Here is a 13681-nt window from a genome sequence, read left to right as displayed (position 1 = left end):
GTTCACTTCTCTGCTATCCAGAGCAATGATTTCAAAACCCTGGATGAAGGTCAAAAAGTTGAGTTCTCTATCGAGAATGGCGCTAAAGGCCCATCAGCGGTAAACGTTATTGCTCTGTAAGAGTCAATAATAGATATCCAAGTCATTGGGCTACGGTTTTAATGATGCAGATATATCGGAATGATTTACGATAGCGATGAAGGTGATAGCCCTGAGCAGTTAAATTATTCTGAATAAAAAAATCCCGCCTCTGTGCGGGTTTTTTTGTGCCTGAGAATATGATCTTATCGCTGATAATATAAGTATATGATCAGATAAACCTGACATATTCAATGTTCAATATTTATTCATTATGTCTTAACTGATGTCTTCAATCTGTATCGTCCGTTTATGCTTCTCTCTCATGCCCTTTGCCATCTTGTCTATTCGTGCAAAATTATGTTGTTTTAACAGATAAAATCCCGCGCTATATAATTAATAAAGTAAAGTAATCGCCAAATTTAGTCTGAATTACCTGGTTCAGAGTAATATATTTATTTCACCGCTCTCCCCCGCTCCGTACAATATAAAAATGACTTTGATCAAAATCATGACGTTATTTTCTCTATACAGTTATTTCATATAATCACAGCCTTAATAATATAACTATTCCCTACATTTATTGGCGATGATTAACACTGCACATAAAATAGCATCAGGGTAAATATTCATGTCGATATTCAAAACACGCATAGGAAGGATGCTACTGATCCTATTTATTGGGATAAGTATCTGGTTTAGCCCGGTACCGGAATCGGTAGATCCACGAGCCTGGCATCTCATGGCGGTCTTTGCCGCAACAGTTATTGGCCTAATTCTCTCGCCATACCCGCTAGGGGCAATGGCCGTGTTTAGTCTAACGGTCGTCGCCGCCACTGGTTTGCTGAGTATCAAAGAGGTACTCGCCGGTTTTGCCGATCCAACCATCTGGATGATAGCCTGTGCTTTCTTTATCTCACGCGGATTTATTAAAACAGGTTTTGGCCGCCGAGTTGGGTACTTATTTATCAGCAAGTTAGGTCACAGCTCATTGGGTTTGGCTTACGGTTTGGTGCTAACAGATTTACTGTTTGCACCCGCAATGCCATCAACCTCTGCCCGCTGTGGTGGCATCATAACCCCTCTGTTTCGCTCAATATCTGAAGCTTATGAATCCACACCAGACCGGGGTACTGAACGAAAAATCGGGGCTTTCCTGGTGCAATGTATCTTCCAGTGTAACGCCATTACTTGCGCCATGTTCCTGACCTCAATGGCCGGTAACCCGATGATAGGCAAGTTGGCAGGCGAGATGGGCATAACTATTACCTGGACTAGCTGGGCATTGGCTGCAATTGTCCCCGGTTTAATCTCTCTGGCGGTCATTCCGTTGCTGCTATACCGCTTTTATCCACCGGAACTGAAAAAAACGCCGGAAATGCGCGCACTGGCCCTCGTAAAACTGAAAGAAATGGGGCCGATGAGCCGTAATGAATGGATCGTGTTATCAGTATTCGTTGGGTTGGTGACTCTGTGGGTATGCGGTGCAGCACTGAATATCGATGCCACTATGACTGCCTTTATTGGTCTGGCTATCCTATTGCTGAGCGGCGCACTAACCTGGGATGATGTCATCGCCGAGAAAGAAGCATGGCATACCGTGATTTGGTTTGCAGTACTACTAACACTTGCCAGCCAACTGAATAAACTGGGGTTCATTAGTTGGTTTGGTGCCTCAATTGCGGGCTCGGTACAAGGCATGAATTGGGTACCGATGATGGGTATCCTGCTGCTAGCGTACTATTACAGCCATTATATGATGGCCAGCGCTATTGCCCATATCAGCGCTATGTATGCCATTTTTGTTTCTATTGCTATCGCAGCGGGCGCCCCGCCAATGCTGACAGTTCTGGTATTTGGTATGTTCAGTAACCTGTACATGGCGACCACTCACTACTCCGGCGGCCCAGCGCCAATCCTGTTTGGGTGTAACTTTATCCCGCTGGCAACCTGGTGGAAAATCGGTTTTCTAATCAGTTTAGTGGTCATTCCTATTTGGCTGATTATCGGTAGTGCCTGGTGGAAAGTGTTAGGGTTCTGGTAAGCATTCAGTGTACTTAAAGTTAAACACCGCGCTAACATATCGGCGCGGTGTATCTATTAGCTATTGATATTCTTCCATGACCACCGCCAGAACACATTAAACAACTCCTTTGCCTTTTATCTTATTATTTCATTTGCCGCGGTTATGATATAATTCGCCAAAAGCTAACCTCGCTTATCGATAGCCCCTCTTTTGTGACCATTCACTACGCGACCCCGCTTTTAATGTAAAGAATGCGTCAATTATCGTATTTGCGAAAACGATAGTCGGCCTACGGTGTCTGAAGATATGTACCGCTATCGAATTATATCCTTATGCGCTACACGCTCGCACTTAACGTATAACGATAGAGTTCCCAATGATAAAACCGCAGAAGTTCCATATTTCCCTGCTCCACCCACGCTATTGGCTGACTTGGTTTGGCCTTGGTGTACTGTTTCTGTTAGTCCAACTGCCCTACCCGCTGATCAATAAGTTAGGGATTTGGCTTGGCCGTACCTCAATGCGTTTTCTCAAGCGCCGAGTATCCATAGCCCAACGTAACCTCGAACTGTGCTTCCCTGATATGGACAAAGCTACCCTCGAACGAACTATTGTGGGTAATTTTGAATCCTTGGGTATGGGGTTGCTGGAAACCGGTATGGCATGGTTTTGGCCCGATGCACGCGTCAAACGCTGGTTTACTGTTTCCGGACTCAATAACCTGAAAAAAGCGCAGGAAGGCAATCGCGGTGTCTTGGTCATTGGTGTGCACTTTATGTCACTGGAACTGGGTGGCCGAGTGATGGGCCAATGTCAGCCGATGATGGCAATGTACCGCCCACACAATAATAAAGTGATGGAACTGGTGCAGACCTGGGGGCGTATGCGCTCCAATAAAGCGATGTTGGATCGCAAAGACCTGCGTGGCATGGTGCAAGCCCTGAAGAAAGGTGAGGCCGTTTGGTTTGCACCAGATCAGGACTACGGCCCACGTGGCAGTGTTTTCGCGCCCCTGTTTGCGGTAAATCAGGCCGCGACCACCAGCGGTACTTTTATGTTAGCGCGTCTGGCAAAACCGGCATTACTGCCATTGGTGCTGCTGCGGAAAACGGATGGCAGCGGTTATGACCTGCTTATCCAACCGGCATTGGAAGATTACCCAATAGATGATGAATTAGCTGCCGCCCGTTACATGAATAAAGTGATTGAAAAAGAAATCATGCGCGCACCTGAACAATATCTTTGGTTGCACCGCCGTTTCAAAACCCGCCCAGCGGGCGAAGCATCACTCTATTAAGTCAGCGTATAAACAGGAAACCCGGTCTCGGCCGGGTTTTTTATTGCCTGAATTCCACTTTGTATGGCGAAATTATGGCTGTACACCTTCCGGTGCTGCGCCGTCTATCTGTGTCGTAACTTCACTTGCCGCAATAGCATTACGCCCCGGCAATGTTTTACAAGCCGCTCCAACTACTGGCGGTGCCGTCGTGGGATAGACATCTTTGGGTAAGATATAAACCGGCGTGGTAGCGACAAAACCGTCACTGAAAGTGGCTTCAACAAAAGTCGCCTGCCAGCCAGAAGTGGGTACTGTCAGTGCAATATCAAGGGTATTCGCTGGTGTGACTGCCAGTGGGAACTCACTGTAGCGCACATTACAAGCATAGCGAAAATCACGCGCCTCGCTGTTGGCAGCGGTCCACAACAACACTTTATCCGGCGTCTCAGACAAGCTCACCGTCAGTGTTTGCACCTTATCTTTTATGGCGATGTTGGCATTTACTTGCGGCATTGGCATAGATTGGCGCATGCGATTAACAAAAGAAATAAGTGACGGTCCGCTGAAAGCCTTAATACCCGAGTGACTAGAATTTGGTGCAACCCGCAGTGCTTTCTCACCGGGTAATTTGTCGTAATAAAAATCTGTATTGTCAGGCACGTAAAAATCGTCGCCACTGGCATTGATAATATATTTCGGAATACTAAGCCGCGATTGATACTCAGTCCCCATGTACTGGAGGGGATCAATAATTTGCATCAATTTGGCAAAACCGGCCGTATCCAGCTTTTTATCAACTTCGTCCAGATAATAAGGGGTGAATGCGATAGGCCAATTGCCACCATAGGATTGATACATGTGCTCCAATGCAGCACGAGTATCCAGTAGATCAATCACAAACGGCGCGATGGCCACAACGCGCGAGTCGGCAATCGCCGTCAGCCAGGTTGTCCAACCGCGTTTGGATAAGCCGGTGACAATAAAACTGTCTAATGCTTTCTCCGGCAGAGCTTGTTGGGCCATAGTCATGGCTTGGGAGATCGCCGCCGCCATCGGGACTTGTAAAGGCACTATTGCACGAGACTCCGGCGCATCCATAAATAAAGTCCAACTGCGGGCGACACTGTAATCCTCTTTACGTGGTTCATTATCCTGCTGATATTCAAGATATTGATTGGGAATAGTGCTCACGGCTATCACGACGGTATTAGTTTGGCGGGCAATATTTTGCAATTCGTCGATGGAAAAGTCAGTTGGCCCTGAAGCAGGAACCTTATCAGTAGCATGGTTAGTACCATTATTAATCACCACCAACCCTTGCGTTGAAGTACTCTCACTCGGAATAAAAACCTCAACTTCATGCTGCCAGGCAGCAGGAGTGACTAATCCCTCTGGTGACCAATGCTGAGAAGTCAGTTGGTAACGACGCCATTCCAGCCCCGGCAGGTTCTCCTGACTCAGCAAATTGTAGATAAGCGGTTCGGTGGCTAATTTATTTTTGTAGCAGGATAAAACCTGTGAGAAATCAGTATTACTGCATTTTGTCGATTCAACATCCGTTTGTGCCAGGCAACGTGTCGTGAGTAGCCATGGCAACACACATATCAAGACAGTTAAATAACGAGGCATAATCCCTATCCTTTTATCTAATTTAGGTAAAAACATTCCCAAAGGGATTAGATAACGGATTGAGAATTCAAAAAATCCGAATTTCACCTGTATTGCCGATTTTTTATATTAAGACATAGATAAAACACCAGCAGTAAACCCATTCGGCAACCTGAGATCCTATAGATTCAGACCATAGGAATTTTCTGCACTAAAAAACACCAATTTGCCCTGAAATGCCCTATTAAAGTGCGTTTTATCCTATCGGTAGCCCCCCAGAAAGAGTTAACCCTTAGTAATTATCCAGTTGTTCAATGAAATATAACTCTGGCACTCCATTTGCTAATACCAAACTGGTTACACGCCAACAGACAGCGACGGTGCATCACGGGTGCGCTACAAAATTAAAATAGGCACGACTTTGCCTCACAGGACGCTTTGATGAAAAAAATAATGATTTCAACGCTGGTTGCTGCTGCTTCATTAGTGGCATTAGCGGGTCAGGCCCATGCGGGCACTACTTTGGATGCGGTGAAGAAAAAAGGCTTTGTGCAATGTGGCATCAGTGATGGGTTACCTGGCTTCTCTTATGCAGATGCCAGCGGAAAATTCTCCGGCCTTGACGTTGATGTTTGTCGTGGTGTGGCTGCGGCCATCTTTGGTGATGCAGAAAAAGTAAAATATACCCCGTTGACGGCCAAGGAGCGCTTCACCGCGCTGCAATCAGGTGAAGTTGATATTTTATCCCGTAACACCACCTGGACATCATCCCGCGATGCTGGCATGGGGATGTTGTTTACCGGCGTGAACTATTATGACGGTATTGGTTTCCTGACCCACAATAAAGCCGGGCTGAAAAGTGCCAAAGAGCTGGATGGTGCCACTGTGTGTATTCAAGCCGGTACCGACACTGAGCTGAATGTCGCCGACTACTTTAAAGCCAATAAGATGCAATACACCCCGGTCACCTTCGACCGCTCCGATGAAAGTGCCAAAGCGCTGGATTCCGGCCGCTGCGACACACTGGCTTCCGACCAATCTCAACTGTATGCATTGCGTATCAAGTTAGGTAAACCAGACGAATTTATCGTATTACCGGAAGTCATTTCCAAAGAACCACTGGGGCCAGTCGTGCGCCGTGGCGATGAAGATTGGTTTGCCCTTGTACGCTGGACATTGTTTGCCATGCTGAACGCAGAAGAAATGGGCGTGACATCGAAAAATGTCGAAGAACTGGCAGCCAAACCGACCACTCCTGATATGGCTCATTTATTAGGTCAGGAAGGCAATTACGGTAAAGATTTAAAAGTGCCGAATGATTGGGTGGTTAAAATCGTCAAACAAGTGGGTAACTACGGCGAAAGCTTCGATCGTAATGTGGGAATGGGCAGTGAACTGAAAATCAAACGCGGCCAAAATGCGCTGTGGAACAATGGCGGTTTGCAGTACGCACCTCCGGTTCGCTGATTTAGACTCCCCTCCGGCAGGCTAACCCTGCCGGATGAATGACCCAGACCGAGGCCCACACTATGTCACAACGCCCAACCGTCAAAGGTGCCTTTTCGCTGACCAATCCAGCGGTGCGCGCCTGGTTGTATCAAATTATCGCGCTATTGATACTGCTCGGATGCGGTGCGTACCTTTTCCATAACACCATCACCAACTTATCAACCCGAGGTATTACTTCAGGTTTTGCTTTCCTGAATAATAGCGCCGGTTTTGGCATTGTTCAGCATCTTATCGACTACCAGCAGGGCGATACTTATGGCCGGGTGTTTCTGGTCGGGTTATTCAATACCTTGCTGGTCTCCGTATTATGTATTTTCTTTGCTTCGATACTGGGTTTCTTTCTCGGATTGGCGCGCTTGTCGGATAACTGGCTATTACGCAAACTGTCGACCATCTATATTGAGACATTCCGTAATATTCCGCCGTTACTGCAAATCTTCTTCTGGTATTTTGCCGTTTTGCGCAACCTTCCGGGACCAAGACAGAGCCTGGATGCTTTCGGCGTGGCATTTCTGAGTAACCGTGGTTTATATCTGCCATCCCCTGAATTTGCCGCCGGTTTTGTGCCCGCCCTGATAGCGGTGTTACTGGCGGTTATCGCCATCATTGCATTGCAGCGCTATAACCATTTTCGTCAGTTACATACCGGGCAATTCCACCGCACCTGGCCTATAGGTTTGGTGCTATTAATCGCCCTGCCCACGCTGGCTCATTGGCTATATGGCTCGGCGCTGCACTGGGATTTACCGCAGTTACGGGGGTTTAATTTTAAAGGCGGATTAGTGCTCATTCCCGAGCTGGCTGCCTTAACGCTGGCGCTATCGGTTTATACCTCAACCTTTATTGCTGAAGTTATTCGCTCGGGCATTCAGTCCGTGCCTTATGGCCAACACGAAGCCGCCCGCTCATTGGCGCTGCCCAACACCGTTACTTTACGTCAGGTGATTCTGCCGCAAGCGCTGCGGGTTATCATCCCGCCGCTGACCAGCCAATATTTGAATATCGTCAAAAACTCCTCACTGGCGGCGGCAATTGGTTATCCCGATATGGTGTCGTTGTTTGCCGGAACAGTGCTAAACCAGACTGGCCAAGCGATAGAAACCATCGCCATTACCATGTCGGTCTATTTGGTTATCAGTCTGTCCATTTCATTTTTAATGAATCTCTACAACCGGCGCATTGCGCTGGTCGAGCGCTAAGGGAAGCGAATGACGATGACACTAACCCGCGAGCCACCCAGCACGGTACGGCCCGGCAACCCATTAAGTCGTATGGTGTTTTGGGCCAAAAAGAATCTGTTCTCCAGTTGGACTAACAGTTTACTGACCCTTTTGTGCCTATGGCTGATGTGGCAATTGATCCCGCCGCTACTGAATTGGGCCATTTTCAACGCCAATTGGCTGGGTACAACGCGCACTGATTGCACCCGAGAAGGTGCCTGCTGGGTATTTATTCATGCACGCTTTGGCCAGTTTATGTATGGCCTTTACCCTATTGAACAGCGCTGGCGCATCAATACCACGTTGATTATTGGCTTGGTCACACTCATCCCGCTGTTCTGGCGAGCAATGCCACGCCGCGGCCGCTATCTGGCGGTTTGGGCCGTGGTCTATCCATTATTAGTCTGGGTGATGTTATATGGCGGTTTCTTCGGGCTTACCCGCGTTGAAACTCGCCAGTGGGGTGGGTTGACACTGACCTTAATCATTGCAGCCGTCGGGATTGCTGGCGCGTTGCCACTCGGCATTTTGCTAGCACTGGCACGCCGCTCCAGTATGCCAGTGGTGCGTATTCTATCGGTGGTATTTATCGAGTTTTGGCGCGGGGTGCCATTAATCACCGTGCTATTTATGTCCTCGGTGATGCTGCCGCTATTTATGACCGAAGGCACCAGCATCGATAAGTTGATCCGCGCATTAGTCGGGGTGGTGTTATTCCAATCGGCTTATGTCGCAGAGGTGGTACGCGGTGGCTTACAAGCCCTACCCAAAGGCCAAACCGAGGCCGCCGAATCACTCGGGCTGGGTTATTGGAAAACCCAAGGGCTGGTTATCTTGCCACAAGCGTTAAAAATGGTGATTCCAGGGCTGGTGAACACCATTATCGCACTGTTTAAAGATACCAGCCTGGTCATCATCATTGGTCTGTTTGACCTGTTCAGCAGTGTGCAACAAGCCACTGTCGACCCCGCCTGGCTGGGCATGTCGACCGAGGGCTATGTCTTTGCCGCCGCCGTTTATTGGATTTTCTGTTTCAGCATGTCGCGCTATAGCCAGCATCTGGAGAAGCGCTTTCACACCGGACGTTCCACACATTGAGGCATAACATGAGCGACAATCAGCCGACCCAAGGTGACAAGATGATGATTACGCTGGAAAACGTCAATAAGTGGTACGGGCAGTTCCACGTATTGAAAGATATCAATTTGCATGTACGCCCCGGCGAACGCATCGTGTTATGTGGCCCTTCTGGCTCGGGGAAATCCACCACTATCCGTTGTATTAACCACTTGGAAGAGCATCAGGAAGGGAAAATCATGGTGGATGGTATTGAGCTGAATGATGATTTACGCAACATCGAGCGGGTACGCACCGAGGTTGGCATGGTGTTTCAACACTTCAATTTGTTTCCACACTTAACCGTGATGCAAAACTGCACGCTGGCCCCAAGCTGGGTTCGTAAAATGCCGAAGAAAGAAGCGGATGAGCTGGCGATGCATTATCTGGAGCGCGTGCGCATTGCAGAGCATGCACATAAATTCCCCGGTCAGTTATCCGGCGGGCAGCAGCAGCGAGTAGCCATTGCCCGCTCTCTGTGTATGAAACCCAAAATTATGCTGTTTGACGAGCCGACCTCAGCACTGGATCCGGAAATGGTGAAAGAAGTGCTGGATACCATGATAAGTCTCGCACATGAGGGGATGACCATGCTGTGCGTCACCCATGAGATGGGTTTTGCTCGTACCGTCGCTGATAGGGTTATTTTTATGGATCGCGGGGAAATTGTTGAGCAAGCGCCACCGGCTGAATTCTTCTCTAACCCAAAATCAGAGCGCACACAGGCATTTTTAGCACAGGTTATTCACTAACAAATTCATTACTTTGGGAGTTTCATTGGGTACTTCCGGGTGAGGGCATCCTCACCCTTTTTTAGCGCGGTTACCACAGCAGATGCCCCATCAGCGGTGCGCCGATAACTGTAATAATACCGGCCAGCATCATCACCAGGCTGGATACCACGCCCTCCTGTTGCCCCATCTCATACGCTTTAGCCGTGCCGGCCCCGTGAGAAGAAGCCCCAAGGCCTGCGCCTTTTGCCAAACCACTGCGCACAGAAAGGCGTAGGAATAGCAAATCCCCTACCGCCATCCCGAATACCCCGGTAATCACCACAAACAGTGCCACTAAATCCGGTTGCCCACCCAGCTGTTTTGCCGCTTCCAATGCAAACGGTGTAGTAATAGAACGCACTGCTAAACTGCGCTGCACTTCTTCCGATAGAGTTAATAACTTCGCTAACCACACCGAGCTGACCACCGCCACGGTAATGGCGGTGATAACCCCCGCAGTCAGAGACAACCAGTGGCGGCGAATAATCGACAGATTCTCATAAACCGGCACCGCAAACGCGATGGTTGCTGGCCCCAATAGCCACAATAACCAATGCGTTTCACCAATATAATCCTGATAAGAGATATGGGTAACCACCAGCAGCAACACCAACACCATCGGCGTCAATACCAAGGGCATCAGCAATAATGACCGGCGGCGGCGATAGAGTTTTTTGTTGGCGAAATACAGTGCCAGCGTGGCAAGGAAACACGCAATACTGATAATAAAATCATTCATGATGATTAGACTTGCGGCGCTGTAGCCACACCTCAAAACGGTAAACCCGGTCAACCACCAACCCCGTTGCCGCCAGGGTCAGTGAGGTACTGACCGCGATAACGGCAAAAATCTTCCAACCGTCCACCATGATCAACTGAGCATAATTCACCACCGCCACCACCGCAGGAACAAAGAACAACAGCATTTCAGCCAACAACCAACGTGAACCCGCCTGAACCCAGCGCACCGGCAGAATCCGCAGCATAATCATAGCCAGCAGCAATAGCATGCCGACAATATTGGCGGGTAATGGTAGATGGAAAACGCTAACCAGTTGATCAGAAATAATAAATATCCCAGCATACAGTGCTACTTGAACCGGTACCTGTAAACGCATGAGAACAGACGGCGCAAAACTGCGTAACGCCAACGACATGAGAAACCCCGATGGGAAATTTTACCAGTGCTCAGTATAGGCCGTGGGCAACCTTGCGGAAAATGAATTAAAATCATTGGAATCATGCCTAAATGGCATACTTTTCCGCTCCGCTCACAGGAAAAATAATGGATATCCGAACACTGCGTTATTTCGTCGAAGTCGTGCGTCAGCAAAGCTTCACCCGAGCTGCGGAGAAGTTGTTTGTCACTCAACCCACCATCAGCAAAATGCTGCGCAATCTGGAAAATGAGTTGGAGTGTAGTTTACTGACGCGTGAGGGGCGACGTCTGCATTTGACCGACAGCGGGCAGGCAGTTTATCAGCGCGGGCTGGTAATTCTCGACCAGTTTCAGCAGTTGGAAGCGGAGCTGGAAGACATTAGCTCATTAAAGAAAGGTAAGCTCCGTCTAGGCATTCCGCCGATGGTTGGCACGCAAATGGCGGTGCTTATCAGTGAATTTCGCCGCAGTTACCCCGGAGTAGAACTGCAAATTGCTGAATTTGGCGGTTTAACTGTGCAACAGGCGGTGCTCTCTGGGGAATTGGATTTAGCCCTGACGGCCCTCCCCGCTGATGCCGATTTACCACTAACGTCATTACCGCTGTTCAGTCATCCATTGTGTGTGGTAGTGCCGCGCACCCCGTTTTGGCTTAATCGCACCACCCTCAGTATTCCTGAGCTAGCTGACCAACCCATCCTGATTTATAACGAAGATTTTGCCCTCTATCGTCAGCTAATGGATGCTTTTGCTGCTGGGGGATTTACACCGCAAATCGCCGTGCGCAGCGGTCAGTGGGACTTTCTGGCCGCGATGGTACAAGCCAATATTGGGATCGCCATTTTACCGGAACCTATCTGTCAGCGGCTGGATAAAAATGCACTGTTATGGCTACCATTAGAACCGCTGATGCCTTGGCAATTAGGATTGATCTGGCGTCAGGGAAGTTACCTTTCTCACAGTGCGCAGGCGTGGATTAACCGCTGCCGTGAGTTTTGGCCCAATGGTTCGTTGGTGGAAATAAAACCGGCTACTGATCAGTAGCCGGATTGAAGAATATTAACCTTCTTTTTCGATCAGCAGCGCTTCCAGCAAATCCAAATCGTGCAACAGTTTTTGCAGAGTTTCGTTGCTGATTTTCTGTGTGGCGCGCAAATGATACAGCTCGCCGCGCTCAGCCCGCAGCGCGGTTAAGCGAAAGCGCCGCTCCAGATTTTCGATAAGTAAAGTGTTCTCGATTTCATCTTTACTGCCCGTTCGTCGGCGCAAAGTCCCGATGACGCGAGAGCTGACCTCTTTTAGCAATTCGGGATCGATATTTTCCTCACTGCTGGCCGCCAGGCGCTCTTCCATCTTATTCAAGCTGACAATCGCCACTTCTGCCGCTGCCGCCCGCGCCAAACGAATCTCTTCGCGGCTAGCGCTTTTATCGGCAACAACCACGCCGCGCAATAATGGCGGCAAAGCAATAACCCCGACAATCACCGACAGCAAAATGACGCCGGTGGCGATAAACACCAATTGGTAACGGGATGGGAAGGCCGAACCATCACTGAGAAATAACGGAATGGACAGCACACCGGCCAGTGTAATTGCCCCACGCACTCCGGCAAATGAGGCAACCCATAGCTCACGGGTGGTGTAATTACTGAACTCCAATGGCCGCTTGCTCAACAAACGCTTACTGAGTTTTTTCATCGACCACAGCCAGCCAAAACGTAGCACCAGCAATGCACCATAAATGATGGCGACGTCGGCAAACAGATTCCAGGTTTGAATCGTCGGATCTAGCTCAGCCTGCACAATTGAGGTTTCGAGAATCCCCGGTAATTGCAGGCCCAGCAGGATAAACACCATGCCGTTAAACACGAATTCCAGCATCGACCATACGCTGTCAGCGCGTAATCGCATGGTGAGCGGGGCATTACGGATCACTCCAGACTGACTAATGGTCATACCCGCCGCCACTGCGGCTAAAATACCGGACACACCAATATGTTCTGCAATCAAGTAAGAGGCGAATGGCAATAGCAGCAGCAAGACGATTTGTGTTGCCGGATCATCACCACTCCAGCGGCTCATCAGGCGCAGCGACTTACTGTATAGCCAGGTGACGGCCACACCAGCCAGCAGGCCACCAATCGCTACTTTCAGGAATTCCAGCGTCGCGCCGGACACAGTAAACACCATAGTGCCCATGGCAACGGCAATAGCAAATTTCAGCGCCACCAGACCGGAAGCATCATTCATCAATGCCTCCCCTTCCAGCACGCCCATAATTGATTTAGGTATGCGCCCTTTCCCCACAATACCGGACAACGCCACGGCATCGGTTGGCGACAGCACCGCCGCCAGCGCAAAGGCGGCAACCAGCGGAATACCTGGCACCATCCAGTAAATCAGATAACCGATACCCACCACCGTGACCAATACTAAGGCCAAAGCCAAACCGAATATTTCCCGCCCGTGGTGAATAAACTCCCGCGTCGGTGTTTTCCAGCCATCAGCAAACAGTAGCGGCGGAATAAACAGAACCAGGAATAATTCCGGGTCAAAATCGACATGCAAACCAAAGTGGGGCCAGGCCAACAAAGCACCACAGACAATCTGCATCAGAGGGAGGGGAACTTGAAACGGTAACATTCGCGTGACAACGCCGGAAAGCGACACCACTAAAATCAGAATGAGGATTGTAAAAAAGATTTCCATGCTTTCCTTAGACTCAACTCAACGCAACACAAAACCTGATCGAACTCGCCCGTAAACAGGGCTGGAGCGCAGCTTTTGATAGTAGATCAATTTTTTGTGCAATGGGGAAAAAAATCGGTAATTGATGGCAGGAATAGACAAAGAAAGTAGGGGCATTACGAAGGGTAATGGCATCGGGAACATATTCATCCCGATGCCAACAAA

12 protein-coding genes are annotated in these 13681 nt (G+C 49.1%); 8 read left to right on the top strand and 4 right to left on the bottom strand.

Features of this window, described 5'->3' with window-relative positions; all coding sequences use genetic code 11:
• From QSV56_RS20565 to lpxP, 3 genes are all read left to right on the top strand, one after another.
• A partial coding sequence (locus QSV56_RS20565; protein WP_172672122.1) for a cold shock domain-containing protein occupies positions 1 to 120 on the top strand: 120 nt, incomplete at its 5' end.
• 589 nt (positions 121 to 709) lie between these two features.
• Positions 710 to 2122: an anion permease gene (locus QSV56_RS20560; RefSeq protein WP_026017912.1), complete on the top strand. Its 1413-nt coding sequence runs from the start codon at positions 710 to 712 to the stop codon at positions 2120 to 2122.
• Between the two features lie 358 nt (positions 2123 to 2480).
• Positions 2481 to 3401 (top strand): kdo(2)-lipid IV(A) palmitoleoyltransferase, encoded by a 921-nt coding sequence (gene lpxP, locus QSV56_RS20555; protein ID WP_301213592.1) that lies wholly within the window; start codon positions 2481 to 2483, stop codon positions 3399 to 3401.
• Between the two features lie 72 nt (positions 3402 to 3473).
• On the opposite strand, the gene QSV56_RS20550 is transcribed toward lpxP, so the two are convergent.
• Complete coding sequence (locus QSV56_RS20550; RefSeq protein ID WP_046694451.1) at positions 3474 to 5012, bottom strand: PhoPQ-activated protein PqaA family protein; 1539 nt, start codon at positions 5010 to 5012, stop codon at positions 3474 to 3476.
• A gap of 420 nt (positions 5013 to 5432) precedes the next feature.
• Between QSV56_RS20550 and QSV56_RS20545 the strand changes: the two genes are divergently transcribed.
• The 4 genes from QSV56_RS20545 to QSV56_RS20530 all read left to right on the top strand — a co-directional run bounded on the left by QSV56_RS20545 (position 5433) and on the right by QSV56_RS20530 (position 9588).
• Positions 5433 to 6458 (top strand): amino acid ABC transporter substrate-binding protein, encoded by a 1026-nt coding sequence (locus tag QSV56_RS20545; RefSeq protein ID WP_019080098.1) that lies wholly within the window; start codon positions 5433 to 5435, stop codon positions 6456 to 6458.
• Between the two features lie 62 nt (positions 6459 to 6520).
• A complete protein-coding gene (locus tag QSV56_RS20540) occupies positions 6521 to 7699 on the top strand; it encodes an amino acid ABC transporter permease (RefSeq protein ID WP_020424093.1) in 1179 nt (392 codons plus the stop codon).
• A 9-nt stretch (positions 7700 to 7708) separates the two neighbouring features.
• Positions 7709 to 8818, top strand: coding sequence for an amino acid ABC transporter permease (locus tag QSV56_RS20535; protein ID WP_019080100.1), 1110 nt, complete (start codon positions 7709 to 7711; stop codon positions 8816 to 8818).
• A gap of 8 nt (positions 8819 to 8826) precedes the next feature.
• Positions 8827 to 9588: an amino acid ABC transporter ATP-binding protein gene (locus QSV56_RS20530; protein ID WP_005174366.1), complete on the top strand. Its 762-nt coding sequence runs from the start codon at positions 8827 to 8829 to the stop codon at positions 9586 to 9588.
• A 70-nt stretch (positions 9589 to 9658) separates the two neighbouring features.
• Here the strand turns inward: QSV56_RS20530 and QSV56_RS20525 are convergent, their stop codons facing one another.
• Together QSV56_RS20525 and QSV56_RS20520 are read right to left on the bottom strand one after the other, a co-directional pair.
• Positions 9659 to 10348, bottom strand: a complete 690-nt coding sequence (locus tag QSV56_RS20525) for an LrgB family protein (RefSeq protein WP_005174368.1) — start codon at positions 10346 to 10348, stop codon at positions 9659 to 9661.
• Positions 10341 to 10766, bottom strand: coding sequence for a CidA/LrgA family protein (locus tag QSV56_RS20520; protein WP_019080101.1), 426 nt, complete (start codon positions 10764 to 10766; stop codon positions 10341 to 10343). Before QSV56_RS20520 ends, QSV56_RS20525 begins: the two co-directional genes overlap by 8 nt.
• A gap of 128 nt (positions 10767 to 10894) precedes the next feature.
• Between QSV56_RS20520 and QSV56_RS20515 the strand changes: the two genes are divergently transcribed.
• Complete coding sequence (locus QSV56_RS20515) at positions 10895 to 11812, top strand: LysR family transcriptional regulator (protein ID WP_019080102.1); 918 nt, start codon at positions 10895 to 10897, stop codon at positions 11810 to 11812.
• 15 nt (positions 11813 to 11827) lie between these two features.
• Here QSV56_RS20515 and QSV56_RS20510 read toward each other — a convergent pair whose 3' ends face one another.
• Entirely contained in the window at positions 11828 to 13477 is a 1650-nt protein-coding gene (locus QSV56_RS20510) for a Na+/H+ antiporter (protein WP_019080103.1), read from the bottom strand.
• Positions 13478 to 13681 lie beyond the last annotated feature (204 nt).

This window comes from Yersinia sp. 22-579, from assembly GCF_030433455.1.
Classification (GTDB): Bacteria; Pseudomonadota; Gammaproteobacteria; order Enterobacterales; family Enterobacteriaceae; genus Yersinia; species Yersinia enterocolitica.
This window is presented reverse-complemented; position numbering and strand designations above follow the sequence as displayed.

Excerpts from the sequence above, each read along its gene's own strand:
- QSV56_RS20560 (WP_026017912.1), top strand. The coding sequence starts at position 710 with ATGTCGATATTCAAAACACGCATAGGAAGGATGCTACTGATCCTATTT.
- lpxP (WP_301213592.1), top strand. The coding sequence starts at position 2,481 with ATGATAAAACCGCAGAAGTTCCATATTTCCCTGCTCCACCCACGCTAT.
- QSV56_RS20550 (WP_046694451.1), bottom strand. The coding sequence starts at position 5,012 with ATGCCTCGTTATTTAACTGTCTTGATATGTGTGTTGCCATGGCTACTC.
- QSV56_RS20545 (WP_019080098.1), top strand. The coding sequence starts at position 5,433 with ATGAAAAAAATAATGATTTCAACGCTGGTTGCTGCTGCTTCATTAGTG.
- QSV56_RS20540 (WP_020424093.1), top strand. The coding sequence starts at position 6,521 with ATGTCACAACGCCCAACCGTCAAAGGTGCCTTTTCGCTGACCAATCCA.
- QSV56_RS20535 (WP_019080100.1), top strand. The coding sequence starts at position 7,709 with ATGACGATGACACTAACCCGCGAGCCACCCAGCACGGTACGGCCCGGC.
- QSV56_RS20530 (WP_005174366.1), top strand. The coding sequence starts at position 8,827 with ATGAGCGACAATCAGCCGACCCAAGGTGACAAGATGATGATTACGCTG.
- QSV56_RS20525 (WP_005174368.1), bottom strand. The coding sequence starts at position 10,348 with ATGAATGATTTTATTATCAGTATTGCGTGTTTCCTTGCCACGCTGGCA.
- QSV56_RS20520 (WP_019080101.1), bottom strand. The coding sequence starts at position 10,766 with ATGTCGTTGGCGTTACGCAGTTTTGCGCCGTCTGTTCTCATGCGTTTA.
- QSV56_RS20515 (WP_019080102.1), top strand. The coding sequence starts at position 10,895 with ATGGATATCCGAACACTGCGTTATTTCGTCGAAGTCGTGCGTCAGCAA.
- QSV56_RS20510 (WP_019080103.1), bottom strand. The coding sequence starts at position 13,477 with ATGGAAATCTTTTTTACAATCCTCATTCTGATTTTAGTGGTGTCGCTT.